General features: G+C 74.1%; 23 protein-coding genes. 15 read left to right on the top strand and 8 right to left on the bottom strand.

Annotated elements, in window-relative coordinates; all coding sequences use genetic code 11:
* Window positions 1–4: 4 nt before the first annotated feature.
* On the bottom strand, window positions 5–517 hold the full coding sequence (locus AB0398_RS20795; protein ID WP_366377069.1) for a YwqJ-related putative deaminase: 513 nt from the start codon (window positions 515–517) through the stop codon (window positions 5–7).
* A gap of 269 nt (window positions 518–786) precedes the next feature.
* On the opposite strand from AB0398_RS20795, the gene AB0398_RS20790 reads away from it, so the two are divergent.
* Complete coding sequence (locus AB0398_RS20790; protein WP_366377068.1) at window positions 787–1,785, top strand: SMI1/KNR4 family protein; 999 nt, start codon at window positions 787–789, stop codon at window positions 1,783–1,785.
* A gap of 69 nt (window positions 1,786–1,854) precedes the next feature.
* Here the strand turns inward: AB0398_RS20790 and AB0398_RS20785 are convergent, their stop codons facing one another.
* Complete coding sequence (locus AB0398_RS20785; protein ID WP_366377067.1) at window positions 1,855–2,559, bottom strand: hypothetical protein; 705 nt, start codon at window positions 2,557–2,559, stop codon at window positions 1,855–1,857.
* On the opposite strand from AB0398_RS20785, the gene AB0398_RS20780 reads away from it, so the two are divergent.
* From AB0398_RS20780 to AB0398_RS20770, 3 genes are all read left to right on the top strand, one after another.
* Entirely contained in the window at window positions 2,540–4,483 is a 1,944-nt protein-coding gene (locus AB0398_RS20780) for an SUKH-4 family immunity protein (protein ID WP_366377066.1), read from the top strand. The two genes, AB0398_RS20785 and AB0398_RS20780, sit on opposite strands and share 20 nt — an antisense overlap.
* Before the next feature lie 126 nt (window positions 4,484–4,609).
* Window positions 4,610–5,521, top strand: coding sequence for a cellulose-binding protein (locus AB0398_RS20775; RefSeq protein ID WP_366377065.1), 912 nt, complete (start codon window positions 4,610–4,612; stop codon window positions 5,519–5,521).
* Window positions 5,522–5,537: 16 nt separating this feature from the next.
* Window positions 5,538–5,987, top strand: a complete 450-nt coding sequence (locus AB0398_RS20770) for a VOC family protein (RefSeq protein ID WP_366377237.1) — start codon at window positions 5,538–5,540, stop codon at window positions 5,985–5,987.
* Here AB0398_RS20770 and AB0398_RS20765 read toward each other — a convergent pair.
* On the bottom strand, window positions 5,984–7,579 hold the full coding sequence (locus AB0398_RS20765) for an MFS transporter (protein WP_366377064.1): 1,596 nt from the start codon (window positions 7,577–7,579) through the stop codon (window positions 5,984–5,986). The genes AB0398_RS20770 and AB0398_RS20765 overlap by 4 nt on opposite strands.
* A 197-nt stretch (window positions 7,580–7,776) precedes the next feature.
* Between AB0398_RS20765 and AB0398_RS20760 the strand changes: the two genes are divergently transcribed.
* Entirely contained in the window at window positions 7,777–8,565 is a 789-nt protein-coding gene (locus AB0398_RS20760; protein ID WP_366377063.1) for an ABC transporter ATP-binding protein, read from the top strand.
* Window positions 8,562–11,132, top strand: a complete 2,571-nt coding sequence (locus tag AB0398_RS20755) for an FtsX-like permease family protein (protein WP_366377062.1) — start codon at window positions 8,562–8,564, stop codon at window positions 11,130–11,132. Before AB0398_RS20760 ends, AB0398_RS20755 begins: the two co-directional genes overlap by 4 nt.
* 61 nt (window positions 11,133–11,193) lie before the next feature.
* Here AB0398_RS20755 and AB0398_RS20750 read toward each other — a convergent pair whose 3' ends face one another.
* Together AB0398_RS20750 and AB0398_RS20745 are read right to left on the bottom strand one after the other, a co-directional pair.
* Window positions 11,194–11,562, bottom strand: a complete 369-nt coding sequence (locus AB0398_RS20750; RefSeq protein ID WP_366377061.1) for a type II toxin-antitoxin system VapC family toxin — start codon at window positions 11,560–11,562, stop codon at window positions 11,194–11,196.
* Complete coding sequence (locus AB0398_RS20745) at window positions 11,559–11,828, bottom strand: type II toxin-antitoxin system Phd/YefM family antitoxin (RefSeq protein WP_366377060.1); 270 nt, start codon at window positions 11,826–11,828, stop codon at window positions 11,559–11,561. The genes AB0398_RS20750 and AB0398_RS20745 overlap by 4 nt, the downstream gene beginning before the upstream one ends.
* 242 nt (window positions 11,829–12,070) lie before the next feature.
* On the opposite strand from AB0398_RS20745, the gene mfd reads away from it, so the two are divergent.
* Entirely contained in the window at window positions 12,071–15,604 is a 3,534-nt protein-coding gene (gene mfd / locus AB0398_RS20740; protein ID WP_366377059.1) for a transcription-repair coupling factor, read from the top strand.
* 36 nt (window positions 15,605–15,640) lie between these two features.
* Here the strand turns inward: mfd and AB0398_RS20735 are convergent, their stop codons facing one another.
* Window positions 15,641–16,219 carry a TetR/AcrR family transcriptional regulator gene (locus AB0398_RS20735; RefSeq protein WP_366377058.1) on the bottom strand — a complete coding sequence of 193 codons (579 nt, stop codon included), beginning with the start codon at window positions 16,217–16,219 and terminating at the stop codon, window positions 15,641–15,643.
* Between the two features lie 71 nt (window positions 16,220–16,290).
* Between AB0398_RS20735 and AB0398_RS20730 the strand changes: the two genes are divergently transcribed.
* From AB0398_RS20730 to AB0398_RS20720, 3 genes are all read left to right on the top strand, one after another.
* Window positions 16,291–17,184 (top strand): hypothetical protein, encoded by an 894-nt coding sequence (locus AB0398_RS20730; protein ID WP_366377057.1) that lies wholly within the window; start codon window positions 16,291–16,293, stop codon window positions 17,182–17,184.
* A 107-nt stretch (window positions 17,185–17,291) separates the two neighbouring features.
* Complete coding sequence (locus AB0398_RS20725; protein ID WP_366377056.1) at window positions 17,292–17,963, top strand: HNH endonuclease family protein; 672 nt, start codon at window positions 17,292–17,294, stop codon at window positions 17,961–17,963.
* Between the two features lie 82 nt (window positions 17,964–18,045).
* The gene (locus AB0398_RS20720; RefSeq protein ID WP_366377055.1) at window positions 18,046–18,792 is read left to right on the top strand and encodes an N-acetyltransferase; all 747 of its coding nucleotides are present in this window, start codon (window positions 18,046–18,048) and stop codon (window positions 18,790–18,792) included.
* A gap of 126 nt (window positions 18,793–18,918) precedes the next feature.
* Here the strand turns inward: AB0398_RS20720 and AB0398_RS20715 are convergent, their stop codons facing one another.
* Both AB0398_RS20715 and AB0398_RS20710 read right to left on the bottom strand, forming a co-directional pair.
* The gene (locus AB0398_RS20715) at window positions 18,919–19,683 is read right to left on the bottom strand and encodes a hypothetical protein (protein WP_366377054.1); all 765 of its coding nucleotides are present in this window, start codon (window positions 19,681–19,683) and stop codon (window positions 18,919–18,921) included.
* Between the two features lie 124 nt (window positions 19,684–19,807).
* Complete coding sequence (locus AB0398_RS20710) at window positions 19,808–20,557, bottom strand: DUF4190 domain-containing protein (protein WP_366377053.1); 750 nt, start codon at window positions 20,555–20,557, stop codon at window positions 19,808–19,810.
* Between the two features lie 313 nt (window positions 20,558–20,870).
* Here AB0398_RS20710 and AB0398_RS20705 point away from each other — a divergent pair, with 313 nt between their 5' ends.
* From AB0398_RS20705 to AB0398_RS20685, 5 genes are all read left to right on the top strand, one after another.
* The gene (locus AB0398_RS20705; protein ID WP_366377236.1) at window positions 20,871–22,922 is read left to right on the top strand and encodes an N-6 DNA methylase; all 2,052 of its coding nucleotides are present in this window, start codon (window positions 20,871–20,873) and stop codon (window positions 22,920–22,922) included.
* Between the two features lie 126 nt (window positions 22,923–23,048).
* Entirely contained in the window at window positions 23,049–23,675 is a 627-nt protein-coding gene (locus AB0398_RS20700; protein ID WP_366377052.1) for a hypothetical protein, read from the top strand.
* Window positions 23,672–25,267: a protein kinase gene (locus AB0398_RS20695; protein WP_366377051.1), complete on the top strand. Its 1,596-nt coding sequence runs from the start codon at window positions 23,672–23,674 to the stop codon at window positions 25,265–25,267. Before AB0398_RS20700 ends, AB0398_RS20695 begins: the two co-directional genes overlap by 4 nt.
* Before the next feature lie 154 nt (window positions 25,268–25,421).
* Window positions 25,422–25,820, top strand: a complete 399-nt coding sequence (locus tag AB0398_RS20690; RefSeq protein WP_366377050.1) for a hypothetical protein — start codon at window positions 25,422–25,424, stop codon at window positions 25,818–25,820.
* A gap of 90 nt (window positions 25,821–25,910) precedes the next feature.
* Window positions 25,911–26,312: an FKBP-type peptidyl-prolyl cis-trans isomerase gene (locus tag AB0398_RS20685; protein ID WP_366377049.1), complete on the top strand. Its 402-nt coding sequence runs from the start codon at window positions 25,911–25,913 to the stop codon at window positions 26,310–26,312.
* Window positions 26,313–26,335: the final 23 nt, after the last annotated feature.

The following is a 26,335-nucleotide window of genomic DNA, read 5'->3' as shown; positions in this document are numbered from 1 at the left end:
GCGGTCAGCCGTTCTCGACAGGCGTGGTGGGGTCGACGGCGCGGACACCGAAGTGGGCGAGCATCGCCGTGCAGGAGCGGCAGGGCGGCGCGTAGCTCCCGTGCAGCGGGTCGCCGTCCTCGCGGATGTGCCGCGCGGTGAGCTTGGCGTGCTTGAGGGAGCGGCGGGCCTCGCCGTGGGTGAGCGGTTTGCGCTGGGCACGCCGGGAGCGCCCGCCCTCGGCGGCGGCGAGGTGCCGGGAGAGCAGGATCGCCTCGGGACATCGCCCGGTGAACCGTTCCCGCTGGCCGCTGGTGAGGGTGTCCAGGAAGTCCTGGACGAGCGGGTGCAGGACGGGCGGGCGGTCGCCGCGGCCCGCGGTGCCGGTGAGGGTCTCGCCGCGCACGGAGAGGGCGGCCCCGACGGCGGGGAGGATTCCGTCGCGACGGTGACGCAGTAAGGGAGCGCGGCCCGCCTCGGCGCTGCTGCTCCAGTTGAGGCGTGGGTCACCCTGTGTGGGCGTCGTTGCTGCGTGCATGGTCCTGGTCTTCCCCTCCTGCAATCCCCCCGAGTTGCGGGGACAGCCTGCCAAATGGGGAGCCATATGGGGAAGCTGGGGCGCCGAAACGCGCTTTCGGTGTGTCGGAATCATGGTGCGCCTGTCATGGGGCCGTGACGTTTGGTCACCGTCGGATCGGGCCGGGTCGGCCTCTTGTGGCAGCGCATAGGCTGTGCGGCATCAGTCGGCGGCAGTCAGCGGTCCGGCTGTCGGTAGCAGTCAGCGACGCCATGCAGGGGGCAACCGCCATGACGACAGGTCGGCTCGGGCAGGACACCGCGCCACCGAACGCGGCCTACGCCGGGCAGGTCGTGCACTTCCCGGATCCGGTCCGTGCTTCCCGGCACCCCAGGGGTGTGCGGGTGGACGGGCGCGGCTACCCGGACTTCTCGCCGTACGCGCGCGCGGCGGCGGAGATCGCGGATCCGCCGGAGGGCTTCGGCGTCGACGAGCTGCGGCTCACGGACTACGTGTCGGCGAACGCGGCGATGGCCGCGACCGGGCACGAGCTGTGGGACACGATTCCGGCGGTGGCGACGCCGCACGGCTGGACCTGGCACCACGTGGCGCACAGCCGCCGGATGGAGCTGGTGCCGGTCGAGGTGAAGGCGCTGCTGCGGCACCACGGCGGGGTGGCGACGGCCGCCGTCGACCACGCGAAGCGGGGCACGCGCCCGCTCCAGGAGACGCGCCCCGCGCACTTCGGGCTGCCGAAGGGCGGGGTGTCGGTGTCGGAGCAGCAGCTCCAGGGCGTCGAGGAGGACCTGGGCTACCGGCTTCCGGGGGCGTACCGCTCGTTCCTGAGGGCGGCGGGCGGGTGCGCCCCGGTGGGGGCGGCGCTCGACGCGGAGCTGGGGCTCCTGGTGGACCAGCCGTTCTTCACGGTGCGGGAGGAGGCGGGGGTCAACGACCTGGTGTACGTGAACAAGTGCCTCCGCGACCACCTGACGAAGGACTACCTGGGCGTGGCGTTCGTGCAGGGCGGTCTGATCGCCCTGAAGGTGCGGGGCGGCGGGGTCGGTTCGGTGTGGTTCTGCGCGTACGACGACGCGCGGGACGCCGGTGAGGTCGCGGCGGGCTGGTCGGTGAACGAGCGGGTGGAGCGGTTGCTGCTGCCGTGCGGTGCGGACTTCGACGCGTTCCTCCAGCGTCTGGCGGGCAATCCGCCGGAGCTGGAGACGGTGGCGAACCTGATGGTGGACGGCGGCTTCGCGCGCGCCGTGCCCGTGGTCCCGGTGGGGGAGTGAGCTGGCTGTGGTGACGTTCGCGCAGGCGCAGGAGCGCGCCGAGGAGTGGATCAACGGCGATCTGCCGGGCTACCAGCACCGCGAGGTGCGGGTGCGGGAGTTCGGGCTGGGGTTCGTGGTGTGGGCGGAGGACCGCGAGGGCGGTCCGACGTCGGACGGCGGGCGCCAGCGGCTGGTGATCGCGCGGGACAGCGGTGAGGCGACGCTGTGGCCGGGGCTGCCGGTGGGCGAGGTGATCCGGCGGTACGAGGAGGAGTACGGGTCCGCGGAGGAGGTGCCGCCCCAGGCGGCGGTGCCGGCGGCCCGGATCGATCTGAACCAGACGTCGTTCCTGCTGACTCCGCCGGAGTGGTTGCAGGACGCGGCGGACAAGGCGGGGCTGCCGCGGGAGGAGTCGCACGCCTCGCAGGAGAGCGGGAGCGCGGCGGGTCCGGTGGACGACGCGTCGGACGTGGTGGACGGGGCGGGCGGGACGGGGCCGGTGCCGTCGGTGGCGTCTTCCGTCTCTTCGGCGTCTTCCGCCTCTTCCGGGTCCTCGGGGTCCTTCGCTTCCCCCGCGTCCTCTTCTCCTTCTTCGGGAGCTTCTGAGGCTTCCGGGGCGTCTGGGGCCTCCGGGCCTTCCGGGTTCTCCGGGTCTTCGGCTTCGGCCGAGTCCCCGTCCTCGTCCCCGTCCTCGGCGGGCTCCCCGTCCCCGGCGGGCTCCCCGTCCCCGGCGGACTTTTCGTCCTCGCCGGTGTCCGGGGCGTCCGGCGCGGTGGCGACGGGGGCGTCCACGGCTTCCGGGATCCCCGCCCAGGGGACCCCCGGGTCCGGCGCCGCCTCCGGGGCGGCTCCCGGCACCGCTTCCGACGACGCGTACGAGCCGACCGCGATGGACGGCGTTCCCGCGTCCGCGCCCGTGCCGCCGCCCGCGGTTCCGGCGGCCCCGCCCGCCCCCGCGCCCGTGGGCAGCCCGTGGGTGGACGCGAACGCGAGTTCCGGCGGTGCGGACGGGGCGGTGCCGCTGCCCGCGACCGTCTTCGCGCCGCCGCTGACGGGGACGGACGACGAGGACGCCCCGCAGCCGGTGGTGGGCGCCGACGCGCCGACCGCCCTGATGAAGGGCGGCAGCGCGCTGCCGCCGACCGCCGTGGCGCCCCGGCTCGACCCGGCCGCGCCGCCCCCGCCGGGCGTCACTCCGGCGACCCCGCCGGGTCCGGCCGCCCCGCCGCTTCCGCCGCCCGCGCCCTCGGGTGCCGGGGACATCGCGGACGCCACGACGAGCAAGGCCACGGCGCCGCCGAAGAGCGGTCGCGGTCCGGCCGGTCCGCCGCCCCCGCCGGGCGTCCCGGGCACGCCGGGCGCGTCGTCGGGCGGCAACGCGTACATCCCGACGCAGCTGGTGTCGCAGCTCGGTCCCGACGGGCCCCCGCCGCCCGCGCAGCCGGGTCCTCCCGGGCCGCCGCCCGCCCCGCCGGGTCCGGTGACGCCGCCGCAGCCCGTGCACCACGCGGCGACGATGCTGGCGCAGCCCGGTCCGGCCGGTCCGGGCGTGCCTCCGCCGCCCCCGCCGCCGCCGGGCGTGCCCGGTACGCCTCCGGGCGGTGTCGCGCACGCGGCGACGATGCTGGCGCACCCGGGCCCCGGCGGTCCGGCGGGTCCGCCGCCCCCGCCCGCTCCGGCGCCGCCGGTGCACGGCGGGCACACGCCGCCGCCCGCGTACGGCTATCCGCAGCAGCCGGCGGGGCAGCCGACGGTCGGTCCCGGCTACCAGGCGGTGCTGCGCTACCGGGCGCCCGACGGTTCCGAGGCGCAGATCATCCGGCGTTCGGCGCCGGGCACCCCGCATCCGGAGTGGCAGATCCTGCACGAGCTGCGCGCGATGAACGTGCCGCCGCAGCAGGTGCTCGAACTGCACACGGAGCTGGAGTCCTGCGAGCTGCCGGGTGGTTACTGCGCGCGGATGATCCGGGAGACGTGGCCGCAGGCGCGGATCACCAGCATCGCCCCGTACGGTCGCGACCATGCGGGCCGGCAGCAGGGCATGCGTCAACTGCTGACCCATCAGGGTGAGTTGCACCAGGTCGCGGACGGTCCGGCGCGGCCCGCCCCGGTGCGAGCGCCGCTGCCGCCGGTGCAGCCGGCGCCGCCGGTCCCGCCGGAGGTGATCGCGCAGGAGCTGGCCGGGGCGTTCGGTCCGGGCATCCTCCGCTTCGACCAGCGGGCGGTGTCGCGGCAGGGCGTGCCGGAGCTGGTGGCGCGCACGCTGGTGTGGGCGGGGCTGCCGGCGGACTTCGGTCCGTTCTTCTGGGCGCAGCCCGCGATGCCGGTGGTGCCGACGCTGGCGGAGCTGGCGGCGCAGCGGCAGGTGCAGGCGGCGCCGGACGCGAGCTCGTACCTGGTGGTCGGTTCGGACTTCGGGCGGGCGCTGTGCGTCCAGTACGGGACCGCGCACATCGTGGCGGTGCCGGTGGAGGCCGGTCCGGGCGGGCAGTCGGTGCCGCCGCAGTTCGTGAACACCGGGCTGCCGGAGTTCACGCGCTCGATGGCGCTGCTCGGCCGGATGTGGCGGCTGCGGTTCGGGCTCAACCCGGAGCAGGCGGGCCGCTGGACGGTGGACTTCCAGGCGCAGCTGGCGATGCTGGATCCGGCGGCGCTGGCGTCGCCGGAGAACTGGTGGTCGGTGCTTCTGGAGCAGATGTGGGACGGACTGCTCTGACCCTTCCCGGTCCACGGCCGGACGGAATGTGACGAAAGGCGCTCGACGTGTGTACACGTTGGGCGTCTTTTGTCCGTTCTGATGGAGCATCCTGGAAGTTCGGACCACAGGGAAGGGGCGTCAGGGATGGGTTTCGCTGTCGGGCGGGGACGGAGCTACCGCCCCGAGCAGGTCGACCGCTTCCTCGCCGCGCTCACCGCCGAGCGCGACGACGCCCGGGAGCGGGCCGTGCTGCTCACCGCCCTGGTGGCGGAGCGGGAGACGGAGCTCGCGGGGCTCCGCGGGATCGTCGAGGGGCTGCCGCCGCAGCGGTACGAGTCGCTGGGCGAGCGGGCACGGAAGATCCTGGAGTTCGCCGAGGCGGAGGACGAGGCGCTCGTCCGCGCGGCCGAGGCCGAGGCGCAGGCCCTCGCCGAGGAGGCCGGCGCGGCGGGCCGGGAGGCGGCGGAGTCGGCGCGGGCGTACGCGGAGGGCGTCCGCGAGGCGGCGGAGGCGGCGGCCCGGGCGACCCTGGAGGCGGCCGGGGAGCGGGCCGGGGAGCTGACGGCGGAGGCGGAGCGCGAGGCGGCGGAGCTGCGGTCGGCGGCCCGGGAGGCCTTCGGGGAGACCGAACGGCGCGCGGCGGAGCTCCTGGCGGAGCGGGCCGCCGAGCAGAAGGCGGTACGGGAGGAGACCGAGCGCGGGGAGCAGGCGCGGACGGCCGAACTCGACGCGCGCCACGACGAGTCGATCGGACAGGCGGAGACCCGTCTCGCGGAGGCCCGCCGGGCCCTGGCGGAGACCGAGGAGCAGGCCCGGCACGGCCGGGAGGACGCGGACGCGAAGGCGGAGGAACTCCTCGCCGCCGCCCGCCTGAAGGCCGAACGGACCGAACGCGCGACGGAACGGGTCCTGCGGGAGCACGAGGAGGCCCGGGACGAGATCCACTCCCACATGGAGCACATCCGCGACTCGCTGGCGGCGCTGACGGGGCGGGGGCCGGAGGGGGAGCCGGACCCGGGACCCAAGAAGGAGCCGGATTCCTCGCCCGGAAGGTGACGACCGGTGACGGGCGATCCGCCGGTCGGGAAGGGAGAGGGGATCGCGTGGTCGCGGACCGGCCGTCTGGGTTCGTCCTCATGATCATGAAGCTGACGGCCGTCACGCTCGACTGCGCCGACCCCCTCGCCCTGGCCGACTTCTACCACCGGGCCACCGGGCCACCGGCCTCCCGCTCCACGAGCGTTCGGACGGCGAGTTCGCGGGGCTCGTCCGGGGGCCCGCCGGGTCCGGTCTCTTCCTCGGGTTCCAGCGCGTCGAGGGTTACCGGCCCCCGTCCTGGCCCGGTCGGGACGTCCCGCAGCAACTGCACCTCGACGTCGACGTCGACGACTTCGAGGAGGCGGAGGCCCGGCTCGTCGCCCTGGGGGCGACCGTTCCCGCCCTCCAGCCCCGTCCCGACCGGTGGCGGGTCCTCCTGGACCCGGCCGGGCACCCCTTCTGCCTGACGATCCCCACGCCCTAGGGCTGCTTCTCCTCCCCCAGCACCGGGAAGCGGCGGGGCGCCAGGACCAGCAGGACCAGGAGGGCCAGGGCCGCCGCCCCCGCCGCGCCCAGGTAGACGTAGTCCACCGCCGCGTCGACCGCGCGGCGCAGGAGGTCCGTCGTCGCGGGCGGCAGGGACTCGGGGGAGTCCAGGGCGCGGGCCAGGGTGTCCAGGTCGCCGTCCCCGCCGAGCCGGGCGGACAGGACGCCGTTCGCGACGGCGCCGAAGACGGCCGCGCCGACGCTCTGGCCGACCTGGCGGCAGAAGAGGACGGACGCGGTGGTCGTGCCCCGCTCCTCGTACGGGACGGTCGACTGCACGCCGACGATCAGCGGCAGTTGGAAGAGGCCGAGGGCCGCGCCGAGCAGCAGCATCAGGAGCGCCGGCTGCCAGGGCTCCCCGGGGAACGGCAGCAGCGGGAAGGCGAGCAGGACGAGCAGCGCGCCCGAGATGCCGAGGACGGCGGTGAGCCGGAAGCCGATGCGGGCGTAGACCCGGTTCGAGAGCGCCGCGCTGATGGGCCAGCTCAGGGTCATCACCGACAGGACGAATCCGGCCGCGATCGGGCCGAGCCCCAGGACGGACTGGGCGTACGTGGGCAGGAAGACGGTCGGGGCGACCATGAGCAGGCCGAGGGCCCCGAGCGCGAGGTTGACGGCGGCGATCGTGCGGCGGCGCCAGACCCAGCCGGGGATGATCGGCTCGGCCGCGCGCCGCTCCACGAGGACGGTCACGGCGCCCAGGACGGCCGCCCCGCCGAGGAGCCCGAGGGAGGGCGCCGAGAGCCAGGGCCAGGCCACGCCGCCCTGGACGAGGGCGGTCAGGAGCAGGGCGCCGGTCGCGAAGACGCAGAGCGCGCCCGCCCAGTCGATCCGTACGCGCGCGCGTACCTCCGTTTTCCCTGCCCCCGCCCGTACGCGCGCGTGTGCCTCCGCCCCCGCCCGCAGGCCCGCCCCCGTCGGCCGTTCCGGCTCCACCAGATACCGGCAGATCAGCCACAGCGCCACCAGGCCGACCGGTACGTTGATCAGGAAGATCCAGCGCCAGTCCGCGTAGCCCGCGAGGAGGCCGCCGGCCGCCGGGCCCGCGACCGCGGAGGCGGCCCAGACGGAGGACAGCCTCGCCTGGATCTTCGGGCGTTCCTTCAGCGGGTACAGGTCGGCGGCGATCGTCTGGACCGTGCCCTGGAGCGCGCCGCCGCCGAGGCCCTGGACGATCCGGAAGGCGATGAGGGACGCCATGTTCCAGGCGGCGGCGCACAGCAGGGAGCCGACGAGGAAGAGGACGACCCCGGCGACCAGGACCGGCTTGCGGCCGAAGGTGTCGCTGAGCTTCCCGTACACCGGCAGGGTGACGGTGACGGCGAGCAGGTAGCCGGAGAACAGCCAGGAGAAGACGGCGAGTCCGCCGAGGTCGCCGACGATCTGCGGGACGGCCGTGGACACGATCGTGCCGTCGATCGCGGCGAGCCCCATGCCGAGCATGAGCGCGGCGACGACGGGCCTCCGGTGCGCGGGGGCGGGTGCGGAGGACGGGCCGGTTCCGGCCCGTGTCGTCGACGGCTCGGTCACCGTACGCCCTTCCTTTCTTCGTACACCTAAATTCCCGGGGACAGCGTGCCACTCGGACCACGGGTGGAGGAACCCTTAGGGGCTTCTCCCCCATACGGCCCAGGGGCCGTTCGTACCGGCGGAGGAGGAGAACTCCCGCTCCGAGTCCTTAACTTGAACCTACAAACCCATCACCGCCCCGATCCGAGGAGAGAACCGTGACCACGGCTGTGACCACCCCCAGGCCCGGGGGAACCGGAGGGGCTACGGCCGTCGCCGCGCGGGCGCGCCAGGTCGTCAAGGCGTACGGCTCGGGGGAGACCCGGGTCGTCGCCCTCGACTCTGTCGACGTGGACATCGCCCGTGGCCGGTTCACCGCGATCATGGGGCCCTCGGGCTCCGGCAAGTCCACCCTGATGCACTGCCTCGCCGGGCTCGACACGGTCACCAGCGGGCAGATCTTCCTGGACGAGACCGAGATCACCGGGCTCAAGGACAAGAAGCTCACCCAGCTCCGCCGGGACCGGATCGGCTTCATCTTCCAGGCGTTCAACCTGCTGCCGACCCTGAGCGCGATCGAGAACATCACGCTCCCGATGGACATCGCGGGCCGCAGGCCGGACGCCGACTGGCTGCGCCGGGTCGTCGACACCGTCGGGCTGTCCGAGCGGCTCAGGCACCGGCCGAACGAGCTCTCCGGCGGTCAGCAGCAGCGCGTGGCCGTGGCCCGCGCGCTCGCCGCCCGGCCCGAGATCATCTTCGGCGACGAGCCGACCGGAAACCTCGACTCGCGGGCCGGCGCCGAGGTCCTCGGCTTCCTGCGCACCTCGGTGGACGAGCTGGGCCAGACCATCGTCATGGTCACCCACGACCCGGTCGCCGCCTCCTACGCCGACCGCGTCCTCTACCTCGCCGACGGGAAGATCGTCGACGAGATGGAGCGGCCCACCGCCGAGGCCGTCCTCGACCGGATGAAGGACTTCGACGCGCGCGGGCGGACCTCATGAGCGTCCTCAAGACCTCCCTGCGCAACTTCCTCGCGCACAAGGGCCGGATGGCGCTCTCCGCCGTCGCCGTCCTGCTCTCCGTCGCGTTCGTCTCCGGGACCCTGGTCTTCACGGACACGATGAACACGACGTTCGACAAGCTCTTCGCCACCACCGCCTCCGACGTCACCGTCAGCCCCGAGGGCGCGACCGACGACGAGGCCCCGCAGACCGGCCGGCCCGAGACCCTCCCCGCCGCGCTCCTGGACAAGGTCGCGAAGGCGGAGGGCGCCCGGAACGTGCAGGGCGCGGTCGCCTCCCTGAGCGTCACCGTCGTCGACGCGAAGAACAAGAACGTCGGCCCGACCGGCGGCGCCCCGACGATCGCCGTCAACTGGAGCCCGAACGAGCTGCGGTCGGTGGAGATCGCCTCCGGCCACGAGCCGCGCGGCCCCACCGACGTCGTCGTGGACGCCGCCACCGCCGAGAAGCACGGCCTGAAGCTCGGCGACGAGCTGCGGACCATCTCCGTCACCGGCGACTTCACCGCGAAGATCTCCGGCATCGCCGCGTTCAAGGTCACCAACCCCGGCGCCACCCTCGTCTACTTCGAGACCGCCACCGCCCAGCGCGAACTGCTCGGCAGGGAAGGCCTGTTCACCCAGATCACGGCCGACGCCGCGCCCGGCGTGAGCGACGAGGCCCTCAAGGCGGGCATCGCCGCCGCCGTCGGCGGCGGCTACAAGCTCCAGACGGCCGCCGAGGCCGCCGACGCGGGCCGCGAGGAGCTCGCCGGATTCCTCGACGTCATGAAGTACGCGATGCTCGGCTTCGCCGGGATCGCCTTCCTTGTCGGCATCTTCCTCATCGTCAACACCTTCTCCATGCTGGTCGCCCAGCGCACCCGCGAGATCGGCCTCATGCGGGCCATCGGATCCAGTCGCAGGCAGGTCAACCGCTCCGTCCTGATCGAGGCGCTGCTCCTCGGCCTGGTCGGCTCGGCCGCCGGTGTCGCGGCGGGCGTCGGCCTCGCCGTCGGCCTGATGAAGCTGATGTCCGCCGTGGGCATGGAGCTCTCCACCGGCGACCTCACCGTGAAGTGGACGACCCCGGTCGTCGGCGTCGTCCTCGGCGTCGTCGTCACCGTCCTCGCCGCCTACGTCCCGGCCCGCCGCGCCGGGAAGATCTCCCCGATGGCCGCCCTGCGCGACGCCGGCACCCCCGCCGACGGCAGGGCCGGCCGGGTCCGGGGCGGGATCGGCCTCGCCCTCACCGCCGCCGGAGCCGCCGCCCTGGTGGCCGCCGCCCGCGCCGAGGAAGCCGTCCCCGGCTCAGCCTGGCTCGGCCTCGGCGTCGTCCTCTCCCTGCTCGGCTTCGTCGTCGTCGGCCCGCTGCTGGCCGGCGTCGTCGTCCGCGCCCTCGGCGTCGTCGTCCTGCGGGTCTTCGGGCCCGTCGGACGGATGGCCGAGCGCAACGCCCTGCGCAACCCGCGCCGCACCGGCGCCACCGGCGCCGCCCTCATGATCGGCCTGGCGCTCGTCGCCTGCCTGTCGGTGGTCGGCTCCTCCATGGTGGCCTCCGCCACCGAGGAGCTGGACCGCTCCGTCGGCGCCGACTTCATCGTGCAGTCCGGCACCGGGCAGCCGATCGTGCCGCAGGCGCAGGCCGCCCTGGAGAAGGCCCCCGGCATCGACCACGTCACCGAGTACAAGTGGCTCGACGTCACCGTCACCGACCCGCGCGGCAAGAAGGCCGAACAGGGCCTGGCCGCCGCCGACCCGACGTACGCGCGGGACCTGCGCCGGGAGACCACCGCCGGCCGGCTCGCGGACGCCTACGGGCCGGACGCCATGTCCGTCGGCAGCGACTACGCCACCGCGCACGGCGTGAAGGTCGGCGACGTGCTGACCGTCGCCTTCAAGGGCGGGAAGCCGGCGAAGCTGAAGGTCGCGGCGATCACCTCCGACCAGGCGAACGTCGACAAGGGGGCGATGTACACCAACGTCACCACCGCCGCCCGGTACCTGCCGGCCGACCGGATGCCGCACAGCCTGCTCCTCCTCGCCGGCGCGAAGGACGGTCAGGAGACGCAGGCCTACCAGGCCCTCAAGGACGCGCTCGCGCCCTACCCGCAGTACAAGGTCAGCAACCAGGCCGACTACAAGGAGCAGCTCCAGGACCAGGTCGGACAGCTCCTCAACATCGTGTACGGGCTCCTCGCCCTGGCGATCGTCGTCGCGGTCCTCGGCGTCGTGAACACCCTGGCCCTGTCGGTCGTCGAGCGGACCCGGGAGATCGGCCTCATGCGGGCCATCGGCCTCTCCCGCCGCCAGCTGCGCCGCATGATCCGCCTGGAGTCGGTGGTCATCGCCCTCTTCGGCGCGCTCCTCGGCCTCGGCCTGGGCATGGGCTGGGGCACCGCCGCCCAGAAGCTCCTGGCCCTGGAGGGCCTCGGCGTCCTGGACATCCCCTGGCCGACGATCCTCACCGTCTTCGTCGCCTCGGCCTTCGTGGGCCTCTTCGCGGCCCTGGTCCCGGCGTTCCGGGCGGGGCGGATGAACGTCCTGAACGCGATCGCGAGCGAGTAGCGGCCGTACGGCGGGACACGGGCGGCCCCGGTGCGTGCGCGCCGGGGCCGTGGCCGTTGCGTCAGACGGTGAGCACGGGGACGTCGTAGCGGGGGATGTGCTTGTCCCGGGTCACCAGCGTGAGCCCCTCGGTCTGCGCCTGGGCGATCAGTATCCGGTCGAAGGGGTCGCGGTGGTGGGCGGGGAGCCGGCCGGCGCGGATGCCGTGCTCGGCGATGACCGGGAGGGCCAGGAACTGGGTCCTCCCGGCCAGTTCCGCCACGTCGGCGGGGGCGTCGAGCTTGCCGGTGGCCTGCTTGACGGAGAGTTCCCACGGCGTGACGGCGCTCATGTACACCCAGCGTTCCCGGGCCAGGAGATCGCGGGTCTCGTCCGGGAGGTCGCCGTTGAGCCACCAGAGGACGACGTGCGTGTCGAGCAGGAGCTTCACTCGGCGGCTCCGGACGTCTCGTCCGCCTCGTCCCCGAACGCCTCGGCGAAGCCGTCGGGGAGGTCGTCGAAGTCGTCGGCGACGGTGATGCGCCCCCGGAAGGAGCCGTAGTCGGTGCGGAGGACCTTTCCGGCCAGCGGGATCACCTTCGCGACCGGTTCCCCGGACTTGCTGATGATCACCTCCTCGCCGGTCGCGACCGCCTCCAGGATCTTGGAGAAGTGGGTCTTCGCCTCGTGGACGTTGTACTGCCGGGCTGCTTCCATCGCGGCCTCTCACAGCTAGGTGGAGCAAGAGTGGACTAAGTACCGGACTAATCTTAGTCGTACAAGCCGTCCGCGAGCGAGCCGCCTCACTCTCCCGAGTGGCCGGGTTCCTTCGGGCGAGTGACAGTGGCACGTCGTAGGCTGGGGACGCCCGGGCCGAACGCGTCCGGGACCACCCGGCCCGTGCGACGTGTCGGGCGGTTCGCGTTGTCCGCACCTCCAGTTCCGGGATGGAAAGCCCCATGAGCCTGCACGGTCTGCTCGACGCCGTCGTCAAGGACGCCGCCCTCGCCGAGGCGGTGAAGGCCGCCGCCGACGGGAACCGGCCCCACGTGGACCTGGTCGGGCCGGCCGCCGCGCGCCCCTTCGCCGTGGCCGCCCTCGCCCGGGACTCGGGGCGGCCGGTGCTCGCGGTGACCGCGACCGGCCGGGAGGCCGAGGACCTGGCCGCCGCGCTGCGCTCGCTCCTCGACCCCGACACCGTCGCCGAGTACCCCTCCTGGGAGACCCTGCCGCACGAGCGCCTCTCGCCCCGCTCCGACACCGTCGGCCGCCGTCTCGCCGTGCTGCGCCGCCTCGCGCACCCGAGGGACGACGACCCGGCGGCCGGGCCGGTCAGCGTGGTCGTCGCACCCGTCCGCTCGGTGCTCCAGCCGCAGGTCAAGGGGCTGGGCGACCTGGAGCCCGTGGCACTGCGGTCCGGACAGACCGCCGATCTGAACGAGATCGTGGCGGGCCTGGCCGCCGCCGCGTACTCCCGGGTGGAGCTGGTCGAGAAGCGCGGCGAGTTCGCCGTGCGCGGCGGCATCCTGGACGTCTTCCCGCCCACCGAGGAGCACCCGCTCCGGATCGAGTTCTGGGGTGACGACGTCGAGGAGATCCGTTACTTCAAGGTGGCCGACCAGCGGTCCCTCGAGGTCGCCGAGCACGGCCTGTGGGCGCCGCCCTGCCGCGAGCTGCTGCTCACCGACTCCGTGCGGGAGCGGGCGGCGGCCCTCGCCGAGGAGCACCCGGAGCTGGGCGAGCTCCTGAACAAGATCGCGGAGGGGATCGCGGTCGAGGGCATGGAGTCCCTGGCGCCGGTCCTCGTCGACGACATGGAGCTGCTGCTCGACGTGCTGCCGAAGGGCTCCATGGCCGTGGTCTGCGACCCCGAGCGGGTACGGACCCGGGCGGCGGACCTGGTCGCCACCAGCCAGGAGTTCCTCCAGGCGTCCTGGGCGGCGACCGCCGGCGGCGGCGAGGCCCCGATCGACGTCGGCGCGGCCTCCCTGTGGGGCATCGCGGACGTCCGCGACCGGGCCCGCGAGCTCGGGATGCCCTGGTGGTCGGTGTCGCCGTTCGCGGCGGACGCGGCCGACGCCGACGGCGACACCCTCGTCCTCGGCATGCGCGCCCCCGAGTCGTACCGGGGCGACACCGCCCGCGCGCTCGCCGACACCAAGGGCTGGCTGGCCGACGGCTGGCGCACGGTCTACGTGACGGAGGCCCACGGCCCCGCGTCCCGCACGGTCGAGGTCCTCGGCGGCGAGGGCATCGCCGCCCGCCTCGACTCCGACCTGACCGGGATCGCGCCCTCGGTCGTCCACGTGGCCTGCGGCTCCATCGACCACGGCTTCGTCGACCCGGGCCTGAGACTGGCCGTCCTCACCGAGACCGACCTGTCCGGGCAGAAGGCGGCCGGCAAGGACGGGCAGCGGATGCCCGCCAAGCGGCGCAAGACGATCGACCCGCTGACCCTGGAGGTCGGCGACTACATCGTGCACGAGCAGCACGGCGTCGGCCGGTACGTCGAGATGGTCCAGCGGACCGTGCAGGGCGCCACCCGCGAGTACCTGCTCGTGGAGTACGCGCCCGCGAAGCGCGGCCAGCCCGGCGACCGGCTCTACATCCCGACCGACCAGCTGGAGCAGGTCACCAAGTACGTGGGCGGCGAGGCGCCGACCCTGCACCGGCTCGGCGGCGCGGACTGGACGAAGACGAAGGCGCGCGCCAAGAAGGCCGTCAAGGAGATCGCGGCCGACCTGATCAAGCTGTACTCGGCGCGGATGGCGGCCCCCGGCCACGCCTTCGCCCCCGACACCCCCTGGCAGCGCGAGCTGGAGGACGCCTTCCCGTACGCGGAGACGCCCGACCAGCTGTCCACCATCGCCGAGGTGAAGGAGGACATGGAGAAGACCGTCCCCATGGACCGCCTGATCTGCGGCGACGTCGGCTACGGCAAGACGGAGATCGCGGTACGGGCGGCCTTCAAGGCGGTCCAGGACGGCAAGCAGGTCGCGGTCCTGGTGCCGACGACGCTCCTCGTGCAGCAGCACTTCGGGACCTTCTCCGAGCGGTACTCGCAGTTCCCGGTGAAGGTGCGGGCGCTGTCCCGCTTCCAGTCGGAGAGCGAGTCGAAGGCGACCCTGGAGGGGCTGCGGGACGGCTCGGTGGACATCGTCATCGGCACCCACCGCCTCTTCTCCTCCGAGACGAAGTTCAAGGACCTGGGCCTGGTCATCGTGGACGAGGAGCAGCGGTTCGGCGTCGAGCACAAGGAGCAGCTGAAGAAGCTCCGGGCCAACGTCGACGTCCTCACCATGTCCGCCACCCCCATCCCCCGCACCCTGGAGATGGCGGTCACCGGCATCCGCGAGATGTCCACGATCACCACCCCGCCGGAGGAGCGCCACCCGGTCCTCACCTTCGTCGGCCCGTACGAGGAGAAGCAGATCGGCGCCGCGATCCGGCGCGAACTCCTGCGCGAGGGCCAGGTCTTCTACATCCACAACCGGGTCGACTCCATCGACCGGGCGGCGGCGCGGCTGCGCGAGATCGTGCCCGAGGCGCGGATCGCGACCGCCCACGGCCAGATGTCGGAACAGGCCCTGGAGCAGGTCGTGGTCGACTTCTGGGAGAAGAAGTTCGACGTGCTCGTCTCCACGACGATCGTGGAGTCCGGCATCGACATCTCCAACGCCAACACCCTCATCGTGGAGCGCGGCGACAACTTCGGGTTGTCGCAGCTCCACCAGCTCCGGGGCCGGGTCGGCCGTGGCCGCGAGCGGGGCTACGCGTACTTCCTGTACCCGCCGGAGAAGCCGCTGACGGAGACCGCGCACGAGCGGCTCGCGACGATCGCCCAGCACACCGAGATGGGCGCGGGCATGTACGTGGCCATGAAGGACCTGGAGATCCGGGGCGCGGGCAACCTGCTCGGCGGCGAGCAGTCCGGCCACATCGCGGGCGTCGGCTTCGACCTGTACGTGCGGATGGTCGGCGAGGCGGTCGCGGACTACCGGGCGTCGCTCGACGGCGGGGCGGAGGAGGAGCCGCCCCTGGAGGTCAAGATCGAGCTGCCGGTCGACGCGCACATGCCGCACGACTACGCGCCGGGGGAGCGGCTGCGCCTCCAGGCCTACCGGGCCATCGCCTCCGCCAACTCGGAGGAGGACATCAGGGCCGTACGGGAGGAGCTGACCGACCGCTACGGCAAGCTGCCCGAGCCGGTGGAGAACCTGCTCCTGGTGGCGGGCCTGCGGATGCTGGCCCGTGCCTGCGGGGTCGGCGAGATCGTCCTCCAGGGCCCGAACATCCGCTTCGCCCCGGTGGAGCTGCGCGAGTCCCAGGAGCTGCGCCTCAAGCGCCTGTACCCGCGCACGGTCATCAAGCCGGCCGTCCACCAGATCCTCGTCCCGCGCCCGACGACGGGCAAGATCGGCGGCAAGCCGGTGGTGGGCCGCGAACTGCTCGCGTGGACCGGGGAGTTCCTGACGACGATCCTGGGGTCGTGAGGTGCGGGGTGGCGGCCGGTTCTTCGGAACCGGCCGCTACCCCCGCCGTGTGAAGAGCAGACCCGTGAGCGCGCGGAAGTACTCCCCGGGGTCCCGGTCGCCCAGCGCGTCCGTCACGTTGTGGGTGAGGAGCAGGGTCGCGAAGCCGTGGGCGAGCGACCAGGCCGCGATGCCGGCCTCGCGCGCGCCGGGGGCGCCGGGGCCGTCGGGGATGCCGTCCAGGTCGGCCACGCCGGCGCGCAGTTCGGCGGAGGCGCGCTCCTTGGCGGCGCGCAGGTCCGGGTCGTCGGCGCGCAGCAGGTCCGGCTGGAACATGACCTGGAAGTGGGCGGGGTGCTCCACCGCGAACCGTACGTACCGCACGCCCCGTTCGCGCAGGTCGGGGGTGTCCGCCAGGGTCCGGGCCAGGAGGTCGTGGCCCTCGGCCGCGACGGCGGTGAGGAGCCCGGTGCGGTCCTTGAAGTGGTGGGCGGGCGCGGCGTGCGAGACGCCGGCGCGGCGGGCGAGGTCCCGCAGGCTCAGCGCCCCGGGCCCCTCGGCGGCGATGACGTCGAGGGCGGCGGCGAGGACGGCCTGCCGCAGGTCGCCGTGGTGGTAGGTGCTCCGGGTCGTCATGGGACCAGCCTAGCCCTCATCTAGTCATTGACAAGTTCACGGGCCGGGCGCAATCTTGTCAGTGACAAGACATGGGAGGGGCGACCGTGAGGGAGAACGCCGTGGAACCCGGACGCGCACGCCGGATGTGGCACCTGCTCGAACCGCTGCACGCCCTGCTCTACTACGCCCCCGAGGCCTTCGACGAGGCCGCCGCCCTCGGGTACGGCACCGGCGAGCGCTGGCCCTCCTACTTCGCCTGGCGCGCCGCGCCGCTCGGCGCCGCCGGACCGGTCCGGGTGGCCTCCGCCTTCTACAGCTTCAGCCCGGCGACGGTCGCCCGGTACGTCCCCGCCGCCTGGACGACCGCCGACCCCGCCGACGTGCTCGCCGCCCGGCTCCGGGCCGTCGACCGCACCTACCGGGCCGTCCTCGGCGAGGACGCGGTCGCGGGCCCCGGCCTCGCCGAGGCCGCCGCGCTGGCCCGCCGGGCGGCGGAGGCCGCCGGGTGCGGGGGCCGGCCGCTCGCCGCCGCCAACGCCGAACTGCCCTGGCCCGACGCCCCGCACCTCGTCCTCTGGCAGGCCGCGACGGTCCTGCGCGAGCACCGGGGCGACGGACACCTCGCCGCCCTCCTGGCCGCCGGACTCGACCCGGTCGAGGCGCTCGTCTCCTTCGCGGCGGTCGGCGCCGCGCCCGAGTCCGTCTTCGCGAGCCGGGGCTGGTCCGCCGCCGAGTGGTCCGCCGCCCGAGACCGGCTCGCCGCCCGGGGGCTCGTGGCCGCGGACGGCGCGGCCACCGACGCCGGACGGGCCCTGCGGGCCGGGATCGAGCGGCACACGGACGAGCTGGCCGCCGGGCCCTGGGCCGCCCTCGGCCCCGAGGACACCGGCCGCCTCGCCGACCTGCTCGGCGGCCCCTGGCTCGCCGCGATCGGCTCCGGCCTGCTGCCCGCCGAGAACACGCTGGGCATCGGCAAGGTGTGAGCGGCCGGGGCGTGCCGGGTCCGGGCAGGTGTGACGGGCCGGTGCGGGGGGAATCCGTTCGCCCCGGGGCCGAAGGGCCTCCTCGCCGTCCGACCTAGGATTTCATGGTGCCGACGTACCGAAGGACCCTCGCCGCCTCGGCCCTCGCCGCCGTGGCCCTCGCCACCGCCGCCTGCTCCCCCGTGCCCGGCGGGGGTACGGAGGGACGGCCCGCCGCGTCCGGCTCGGCCCTCGCCGCCGTGGACGCCCTCACCGTCAAGGGCCGTGCCCCGAAGACCGGGTACGACCGGGAGGAGTTCGGCCAGGCCTGGGCGGACGTCGACAGGAACGGCTGCGGCACCCGCGACGACATCCTCAAGCGGGACCTGACCGGGGTCCGGTACACGGACGGCCACTGCAAGGTCGCCTCCGGCACCCTCACCGACGACCCGTACACCGGCACCACCGTCACCTACGTCCGGGGCCGCAGCAAGGTCGACATCGACCACGTCGTGGCGCTCTCCGACGCCTGGCAGAAGGGGGCGCAGCAGTGGAACGCGGAGACCCGGCGCCGCTTCGCCAACGACCCGCTCAACCTGCTCGCCGTCGACGCCGCCACCAACCGCCGCAAGTCCGACGGCGACGCGGCGACCTGGCTGCCGCCGAACGGCGCGTACCGCTGCACGTACGTGGCCCGGCAGGTCGCGGTGAAGAAGAAGTACGGGGTGTGGGTGACGGAGGGGGAGCGGGACGCGATGAAGCGGATCCTGCGGGAGTGCCCGCAGCAGAAGCTTCCGTAGCGGGGCGGCCCGGCGGGAAGACCTGCGGGGGAGCGGGGGAAAACCGGTTGGCCGCCGCCGTGATGATCTTTAGTCTGCGGCCATGGACCTGAACATATCGACCCTCGCCGAACGCCCCGAGCTGGAAGGGCCGATGTGGGACATGCGCCACCTCTGGCCCGAGTTCATGATGTACGACCCGGTGGGCTGGGCGAACATGGGCCAGATCGTGCGGCAGCTCCCGGAGTACGTGCTCGTCGCCACCGACGCCGACGGGAAGTTCGTCGCGCGCGGCTTCAGCGTCCCCTTCCGGATGGACCTGGACGGCCGCCGCGCGCTGCCCGACCGGGGCTGGGACGAGGTGCTGCTCTGGGCCTTCTCCGACCTGAAGCAGGGCCGGGAGCCCGACACGGTCAGCGCGATCGAGATCACGGTCGACAAGGCCCACCTGGGGCAGGGCGTCTCGCACCGGATGCTGTCCGCCCTGCGGGAGAACACGGCCGCGCGCGGCTTCTCCGAGCTGGTCGCCCCGGTCCGCCCCAACGGCAAGCACCGGGAGGCCGGGGCGTCCATCCACGAGTACGCCTTCCGCACCCGCGCGTCCGACGGCCTGCCGCACGACCCGTGGCTCCGCGTCCACGTGCGCGCGGGCGGCACGATCGAGGCGGTGGCCCCGGCGTCGATGACCGTCCCCGGCTCCGTCGAGCAGTGGCGGAAGTGGACCGGCCTCCCCTTCGACACGGACGGCCCGGTCGAGGTCGAGGGCGCGCTCGTCCCGGTCCACTGCGAGGCCGCGCGCGGCTACGCGGTCTACGTCGAGCCGAACGTGTGGGTCCGGCACCGCGTCTGACGCGTCCGCACCGTCCCGCACGCGCACGCGCACGCGTGAGGAGGGCCGCTCCCCTGCGACGGCCCTCCTCACGCTTTTCCCCTCCTGAAGCCCGGCCCCCCGGTCCGGGCTTCGCCCCCCCCGGGCTCAGTCCAGGTCCGCGATGTCCTTCGGGGCCGGGGCCTTCGCCGTGACCGGCTTCCCGTACTGGCTGAAGGTGATCGTCCCCGGCTCGTCGCCGCCCTTCGTGACGATCCTGAGGACGTACGGCGTGCCCTCCGTGGCCACGTACACGGTCCTGGTCGCGTTGCCGTCCGGCTCCGTCAGCGCGAGCGCCTTCTGCCCGCCGACGGTGGTCTCCGCGCCCCGCTCGATCCCGCTCGCCCCCTGTTCGAACCCGCCGAGGAGCTTCTCCGGGTCGCACAGCTCCACGGCATCCTTTGCGTCGGGGTCGGAGGCCGGCAGCTCAACCCAGCGGCCCCTGAGGGTCTTGAGCATGGCCTCCCGCACCTCCGGCGACTCGCCCTCGGACTCCTCGTTCAGGGCGGCCTCGTCGAAGCGCAGGTACACGTTCTTCCGGTCGGCCCTGATCAGTTCGGTCGTGGCGGCCGTGCCCGTGGTCACCGTGCCGGTGCACTTCCCGGTGCCGTCGAAGGAGACGTAGGACCTCGTCCGCTCGCCCTCGGACGTCAGGTCGACGTCCACGGTCAGGGACTTCGCCGCCGCCGTCGCCGCGAACGCCTTGTCGACGATCTGCGACCCGGTCAGCTCGGCGTAGGGCCCCGCGGGCTTCGCCTCCACCGGGGACGGGCCGCAGGCGGCGGCGCCGGCCGCGACGGCGGCGCACAGGAGCGCGGTGGCGGCGGTGCGGCCGGCACGGGGGCGGGAGGAGGTGGGGGCGGGGGCGCGCATGGGGTTCTTCTCCGGAAGAGGGGTGTGTGTACGGGGGAGGGTATGCGGGAGCGGGGTCCGGGGGGCGGGCAGGGGCGGGGCCCCGAAGGGCCCCGGTCCTCGCGGGCGGCCGGTCGCGGCCGGGTCAGCCGAGCTTCAGCTCCCACTGCGAGGCGTTGTAGTCGAAGCCCGGGTTCACCTCGACCGTCAGGTTCTTGGCGTCCTTGGGGGTGTCGAAGGCGACGGTGAGGGTGGCCTTCTTGCCGGGCAGGACGGCGCCCTGGAAGCCCGTGCCGACCTTCTCGTCGAAGATCTGCTCGGCCGCGACGCCGTTCGTCCCGGCGCGGCCGGTCAGCGTGACGAGGGTGGCGTCGAACTTCTTCTTGCCGCCGTTCTCGATGACCACGGTGACCTGGTACGCCTTGTTGCCCTCGGTGTGGCCGGCCGCGAACTCGCCGGGCTTGTACGCCTTCGGGTCCGAGACCGTGACCTTGAGGTCGTCGTCGTAGACCGAGGTGTCGCCGTCCGCCAGGTTCTTGGCCGCCGGGTCCTTGGGCGCGGAGTCCTTGATGGCCTTGTCGATCTCGTCGACCGCGTCGCTGACCGCCGTGAACGTGATGACCGCGCCGACGACCGAGAGGATCAGGGCGACGAGGCCGAGGATCGCGCCGGTGAGCGCCACTCCCTTGTTGTTCGCCTCGCCGCGCTTCGTCCGGCCCTTGCCGACGAGCCCGAGGATCAGGGCGATCAGGCCCAGGATGCCCGCCAGCCAGAAGAAGAACGGCACGAGGCCGGAGAGCGTGCCGATGATGCCGAGGATCAGGGCCGCGGTGCCGAGGCCGTTGCGCATGGCCCGGTGCGGGGCGGCGGGCGGGACCTGGGTGTCGTACGACATGGGTGTGTCCTCCCGGACATTGAGGATGTCTGGTGCGATGGGTCAATCACAGCAGAGCTTGTGAACCGAGTCAACACGGTTCACGGGAAACAGATACGGCCACACTGTGAAGTTCTCACGCCGTGGGTCGTCAGTAGGATGGGCGTCACACGAGAGTTGTCAGCGCCAGCCAGGGGAGATGGGTCAGGTGCCGGAGAACGCAGCGGACGCGCGTGCGGCGGAGACGGGCGCGGCGGAAGCAGGGGCGGCGCGGACGGGCGCGGCGGAAGCAGGGGCACCCGCGGGGGCCGCCCCCGCCGAGGCCGCCGCCGAGGTGACCGCCGCCGGAATCGCCCGGCTCGCCGGGGTCGGCCGGGCCGCCGTCAGCAACTGGCGCCGCCGCCACGCCGACTTCCCCAAACCCGTCGGCGGCACGGAGACCAGCCCGTCCTTCGCCCTCGCCGAGGTCGAGGAGTGGCTCCGCGCCCAGGGCAAACTGGCCGAGGTCCCGCTCCGGGAGCGCGTCTGGCAGCAGGTCGCGGGCCATCCGGCCGGTGCCGTCGCCGCCCTCGTCCACGCGGGCTGCGCCCTCCTCCTCGTACGGGACCGGTCGGCGGCCTGGCCCTCGCTCGCCGCGCTCCCGGACGACCGGCTCACGGAAGTGCTGCCGGTCGCCCTGGAGGAGACGCTGACCGAGCGCCTCGGCCCCGGGCGGGCCGTCCTCACCCCCACCTCGGGCGCGCTCGCCGTCTCCCTGCCCCTGCTGCGCGGGGCCGCCGAACTCGCGGCCGACACCGGCGCGCGCCAGGCCTTCGAGTTCCTGCTCGGGCGCCACCTCGACGCCAACCCGCGCCAGTACACGCTGACCCCGCCCGGGCCCGCCGCCCTCATGGCGGCGCTCGCGGCCCCCGCGCCCGCCGGCGAGGGCGCAGCCCCGCTCACCGTCCTCGACCCGGCCTGCGGCACCGGCGGACTGCTCGGCGCGGTGGAGCGCCCCGGCGCCCTCTGCGGCCAGGACGCCGACCCCGACCTCGCCGCGCTCACCGCCCTGCGCCTGGCCCTCGCGGCCGACGCCGACATCCGGGTCAGGTCCGGGGACAGCCTGCGCGCCGACGCCTTCCCGGCGCTCGCGGCGGACGCCGTCCTGTGCCACCCGCCGTTCAACGAGCGCAACTGGGGCCACGAGGAACTGGCCTACGACCCGCGCTGGGAGTACGGCTTCCCGGCCCGCACGGAGTCCGAACTCGCCTGGGTGCAGCACGCCCTGGCCCGCCTCCGCCCCGGCGGCACCGCCGTCCTCCTCATGCCGCCCGCCGCCGCCTCCCGCCGCTCCGGCCGCCGCATCCGCGCCGACCTGCTCCGCCGGGGCGCCCTGCGCGCGGTCGTCGCCCTCCCGGCCGGCGCCGCGCCCCCGTACGGCATCCCGCTCCACCTCTGGGTGCTGCGCAAGCCCGTCCCGGGCGGCCGGCCCCCCGCCGAACTCCTCCTCGTGGACACCGCGTCCGAGCACGCCGGACCGGGCCGGGAGGGCCGCGACCGGCTCGACTGGCCGGCCGTCCACACCGCCGTACTGGACGCCTGGGCGCCCTTCGACCGGGACGGGGCCCTCGCCGGGACCCCGGGCGCGAGCCGCTCCGTCCCCGTGATCGAACTCCTCGACGACGACGTCGACCTCGCGCCCGCCCGCCACCTGCCGCCCCCGGCCGCCGCCGAGGGCGCGGCCCAGCTTGCCGGGGTGCGCGAGCGCCTGACGGAGACCCTGCGCCGCACCCGCGAACTGACCCCGCCGCCCGTCGCCGACCCGCCCGCCGCCACGACCGGCAGGCCCACCACGACCGTCGGCGAACTGGCCCGCGCCGGAGCCCTGGTGCTGCGCGCGGGCGGCGCGGGCACGGCCCCGGCCGCCGCCCCGGTCGCCGTCCTCACCGACCACGACGTCCTGGCCGCCCAGCCGCCCTCCGGCACGCTGCCCGACGGCCCGCCCGAGGAACCGGTCCTGCTGGCCGCCGGGGACGTCGTCGTCCCGGTCCTCGGCGGCGGGGCGGCCGTCCGGGTCGTCGACGCCACCGCCGAGGGCGCCGCCCTCGGCCGCAACCTCCAGCTCCTGCGCCCCGACCCGGCGGCCCTCGACCCCTGGTTCCTGGCCGGTTTCCTCCGCGCCACCGCCAACACCCGGCAGGCCAGCAGCTACGCCTCCACCGCGACCCGCCTCGACGTCCGCCGCCTCCAGCTGCCGCGCCTGCCCCTGGCCGAGCAGCGCCGCTTCGGCGAGCGGTTCCGCGCCCTCGCCGCCTTCGAGGAGTCCCTGCGCCTGGCCTCCCGCCTCGGCGACCAGCTCGTACAGGGCCTGTACGACGGCCTGGCGGACGGTTCCGTGGCTCCCTGACGGCCCCTCCGCCCCCCGCTCCTCCTCATCTCTTCGACAACGGTTCCGGGTATCCCGGAACCGTTGTCCGCATGGGTGTATACGCTCGTCCCCGCACCCCAGATCCGTCCGAGCAGGAGCAGCAGGATGTACGGCCCCACGCAGGTCCCGCAGGTTCCGCAGCCGCCGAAGAGCACCCTCTCCGGCGGCCGGATCGCCCTGCTCGTCCTCTTCTGCCTCCTCGCGCTGCTGAGCTGCGGCTTCCTGTCCTGGGCGCCGCTGATCCGGCTCGCGTGCGTCACCCGCAGGGTGCGCGACTGGGTGGTGTGCGGCGTGCTGTTCGCGGGATCGGCCGCCCTGTTCTCGTACGCGGCGGCCACCGGCGACAAGGAAGCCGGTACGGCGGAGTCCTTCGTGGCGGTCGGCGTGATGGTGGCCCTGGTGGCGGGCTCGATCACGTACTACCTGTTCGGGGAGATCCGCCACGCGGAGCGCCTGCGCACCGCGCCCGCGTACGGCCCGGTGGGGTACACGTACGGCAACGGCGCCGCCGCGACCGTCCCGCGCGCGGACGTGCGGCCGAACCCCTACGCCGGCCCCGTCACGCACACCCCCGTCACGCACACTCCCGTCGGCCCGGCGCCCGTCGTGCCCGGTCCCGCCACCCCCGTGCCCCAGCCGCCCGGCCACCGCATCGACCAGGTCCGCGCCGAGCTCGACGAGCTGAGCGACCTGTTGCGCGGGGAGCCCCGGGAAGGCGAAGGCGGCCGGTGAACGGGCGGGTCGTCGGCGGGCGTTACGAGCTCGCCACCGTCGTCGGCCAGGGCGGCATGGGCCAGGTCTGGACGGCGTACGACGGACGCCTCGACCGCCGGGTCGCGGTGAAGCTGCTGCGGCCGGCCGGCATGAACGGCCAGGCCTCCTCCGCCGACGAGCTGCGCCGCCGCTTCGTGCGCGAGTGCCGGGTCACCGCGCGCGTGACCCACCCCGGCCTGGTGACCGTGCACGACGCGGGCAGCGAGGGCGAGGACCTGTACCTCGTCATGCAGTACGTGGAGGGCGCGGACCTCGCCGACCACCTCGCCGAGCACACCCCGTACCCGTGGGAGTGGGCGGTCTCCGTGGCGGCGCAGCTCTGCGCGGTGCTCGCCGCCGTGCACGCGGTGCCGATCGTGCACCGCGACCTCAAGCCGCGGAACGTGATGATCCGGCCGGACGGGACGCTGACCGTCCTCGACCTCGGCGTGGCCTCCGTCCTGGACACCGACACCACCCGGCTCACCCACACCGGCTCGCCCATCGGCAGCCCGGCGTACATGGCGCCCGAGCAGGCCATGGGCGGCGCCGTCGGCCCGGCCACCGACCTGTACGCGCTCGGCGTCCTGCTCCACGAACTCCTCAGCGGGGACGTGCCGTTCTCCGGCTCGACCGCGCTCGGCGTGCTGCACCGCCACCTGTACGACCCGCCCGTCCCGCTCCGGCAGCTGCGCCCGGAGGTCCCCGCGGCGCTGGAGGCGCTGGTCCTCCGGCTGCTCGCCAAGGACCCGCGGGACCGGCCGGACGGCGCGCACGAGGTGTACGAGCACCTGCTGCCGCTGCTGCCCGCGCGCGGCGCCCCGGCGGGCCCGATGGACCCGACCCGGCCGTTCCTGCGCCCGCACGCGCCCTGGCCGGACCGCGCGCGGACGGCGCCGGGCCCGGTGCGCCCGGTCCCGACCCCCCAGGTCCCGATCCCGCCCGTGCCCCGCCACGCCCCGACCCCGGTCCCGCAGGCCGACCCCCGGGTGTACGCGCAGTCCGGTCCGTTCGCGCGGCCGGACGTCGCCGCCGCCGTGGACGAGGTCAAGCGGCTGCTCGCGGAGGGCTCGCTGACCCAGGCCGTGGACGTCCTCGGCGGGATCCTGCCCGCGGCCGAGGCCGAGCACGGGGAGCGGTCGCCGGTCGTCCGCATCCTGCGCAAGCAGTACGCGTCGACGCTGATGGACGACGGCCAGTACCGGCGCGCGCTGCCGGAGCTGCGCCGACTCGCGGCGGACCGCCAGGCGGAGGCGGGCCCGGCGGACCCCCAGACCCTCCAGTTCCGCTACGACGCGGCGCTGTGCCTGGAGCAGTTGGGGGAGACGGCGGACGCGCTCGCGGAGTTCCGGTCGGTCCTGCCGTACTACGAGCGGGAGCCCGCCCGCGCCTTCGACATCCGGCAGCGGATCGGACTGCTGCTCCTGGCGGCGGGCGAGCACGCGGCCGGCCGGGACCAGCTCCAGCGGCTGCTGTTCGACGCGGAGCGCGCGTACGGCCCGTACCACCCGCTTCCGGCGGAGCTGCGCAGGGCGTTGGACCACCAGCGGATGATGGGCCCGCGCCCCTGACGGGGGCCTCCGGCAACGGAACGGCGTCCCTGACGGGACGACAGGATCACGACTCGGCAAATGATCGGCAAGTGGATCTTCGTGATCCTTTTTGCCGTTTTTGATACATGTAACGTTCGCGTCTGATCATGTCCACACCCTCAAGGAATCCCTCATGACGACGCCGCCCGCGCCCTTCTCCCCCGAGCAGCAGCCTGCCCCCGAGCAGCAGCCCGCCCCCGCGAAGAAGGGTTCCGCGATCCTCAAGAAGATCGGCGGTGTCGTCGTCGCGATCGTCGTCGCGATAGCCGTGAAGCTGGGCCTCCCGCACCTCACCGGCGACGCCCCGGTGCACGCCGAGGCGGGCGAGTGCGTCACGGTCACCGGTCCGGACGACAACCCGAAGGTCGACACCGTCGACTGCTCCTCCGGCAAGGCCGACCTCTTCAAGGTCGTCAAGGTCATCGACGACACCTTCGACGTGAACAAGTGCGGCCAGGAACTGTCGGCGCTCGCCCAGCAGCTGAACTCGGACAAGTTCGTCCTCTGCCTGGAAGAGGTCGCCGCGAAGTAGGCGCGCGTACTTCCCGAAAAGGGCCGGAACCCCTGGCGGGTTCCGGCCCGTCGTCCGTTCCGGTCCGGGCCCACGGGTAGCGTGCACCCGGTGGACAGCGAAGCGACCGCGAAGAGCGGACCGACGAAGCCCGAGGTCGTCCTCCCGGAGGGCGACGCCCCCACCGAGCTGACGACCCGGGACCTCGTCGCCGGGGACGGGGACGAGGCGAAGCCGGGCAGGGTGGTGCGGATCCACTACGTCGGCGTCACCTTCGCCTCCGGGAAGGAGTTCGACTCCTCCTGGGGCCGCGACGAGCCGTTCAAGTTCGCCGTGGGCGGCGGCCGGGCCATCAAGGGCATGGACCGGGGCATCAGGGGGATGAGGGTCGGCGGCCGGCGCGAGATCGTCGTCCCCCCGCGCCTCGGCTACGGCAAGCAGTCGCCCTCGTCCCTGATCCCGGCCCACTCGACCCTCGTCTTCGTGGTGGACCTGCTCTCCGTCTCCGCCTGAGTCTCCGACCGGGCCGGGCCGGG

It is taken from the genome of Streptomyces sp. NPDC086147 (assembly GCF_040702165.1).
GTDB lineage: Bacteria > Actinomycetota > Actinomycetes > Streptomycetales > Streptomycetaceae > Streptomyces.
The sequence above is the reverse complement of the archived record's forward strand: the minus strand, read 5'-3'. Positions and strand labels throughout refer to the sequence as shown.

Coding starts and splice junctions, on each gene's coding strand:
- AB0398_RS20795 (WP_366377069.1), bottom strand. CDS start 517: ATGCACGCAGCAACGACGCCCACACAGGGTGACCCACGCCTCAACTGG.
- AB0398_RS20790 (WP_366377068.1), top strand. CDS start 787: ATGACGACAGGTCGGCTCGGGCAGGACACCGCGCCACCGAACGCGGCC.
- AB0398_RS20775 (WP_366377065.1), top strand. CDS start 4,610: ATGGGTTTCGCTGTCGGGCGGGGACGGAGCTACCGCCCCGAGCAGGTC.
- AB0398_RS20755 (WP_366377062.1), top strand. CDS start 8,562: ATGAGCGTCCTCAAGACCTCCCTGCGCAACTTCCTCGCGCACAAGGGC.
- AB0398_RS20745 (WP_366377060.1), bottom strand. CDS start 11,828: ATGGAAGCAGCCCGGCAGTACAACGTCCACGAGGCGAAGACCCACTTC.
- mfd (WP_366377059.1), top strand. CDS start 12,071: ATGAGCCTGCACGGTCTGCTCGACGCCGTCGTCAAGGACGCCGCCCTC.
- AB0398_RS20735 (WP_366377058.1), bottom strand. CDS start 16,219: ATGACGACCCGGAGCACCTACCACCACGGCGACCTGCGGCAGGCCGTC.
- AB0398_RS20730 (WP_366377057.1), top strand. CDS start 16,291: ATGGGAGGGGCGACCGTGAGGGAGAACGCCGTGGAACCCGGACGCGCA.
- AB0398_RS20720 (WP_366377055.1), top strand. CDS start 18,046: ATGGACCTGAACATATCGACCCTCGCCGAACGCCCCGAGCTGGAAGGG.
- AB0398_RS20715 (WP_366377054.1), bottom strand. CDS start 19,683: ATGCGCGCCCCCGCCCCCACCTCCTCCCGCCCCCGTGCCGGCCGCACC.
- AB0398_RS20710 (WP_366377053.1), bottom strand. CDS start 20,557: ATGTCGTACGACACCCAGGTCCCGCCCGCCGCCCCGCACCGGGCCATG.
- AB0398_RS20700 (WP_366377052.1), top strand. CDS start 23,049: ATGTACGGCCCCACGCAGGTCCCGCAGGTTCCGCAGCCGCCGAAGAGC.
- AB0398_RS20690 (WP_366377050.1), top strand. CDS start 25,422: ATGACGACGCCGCCCGCGCCCTTCTCCCCCGAGCAGCAGCCTGCCCCC.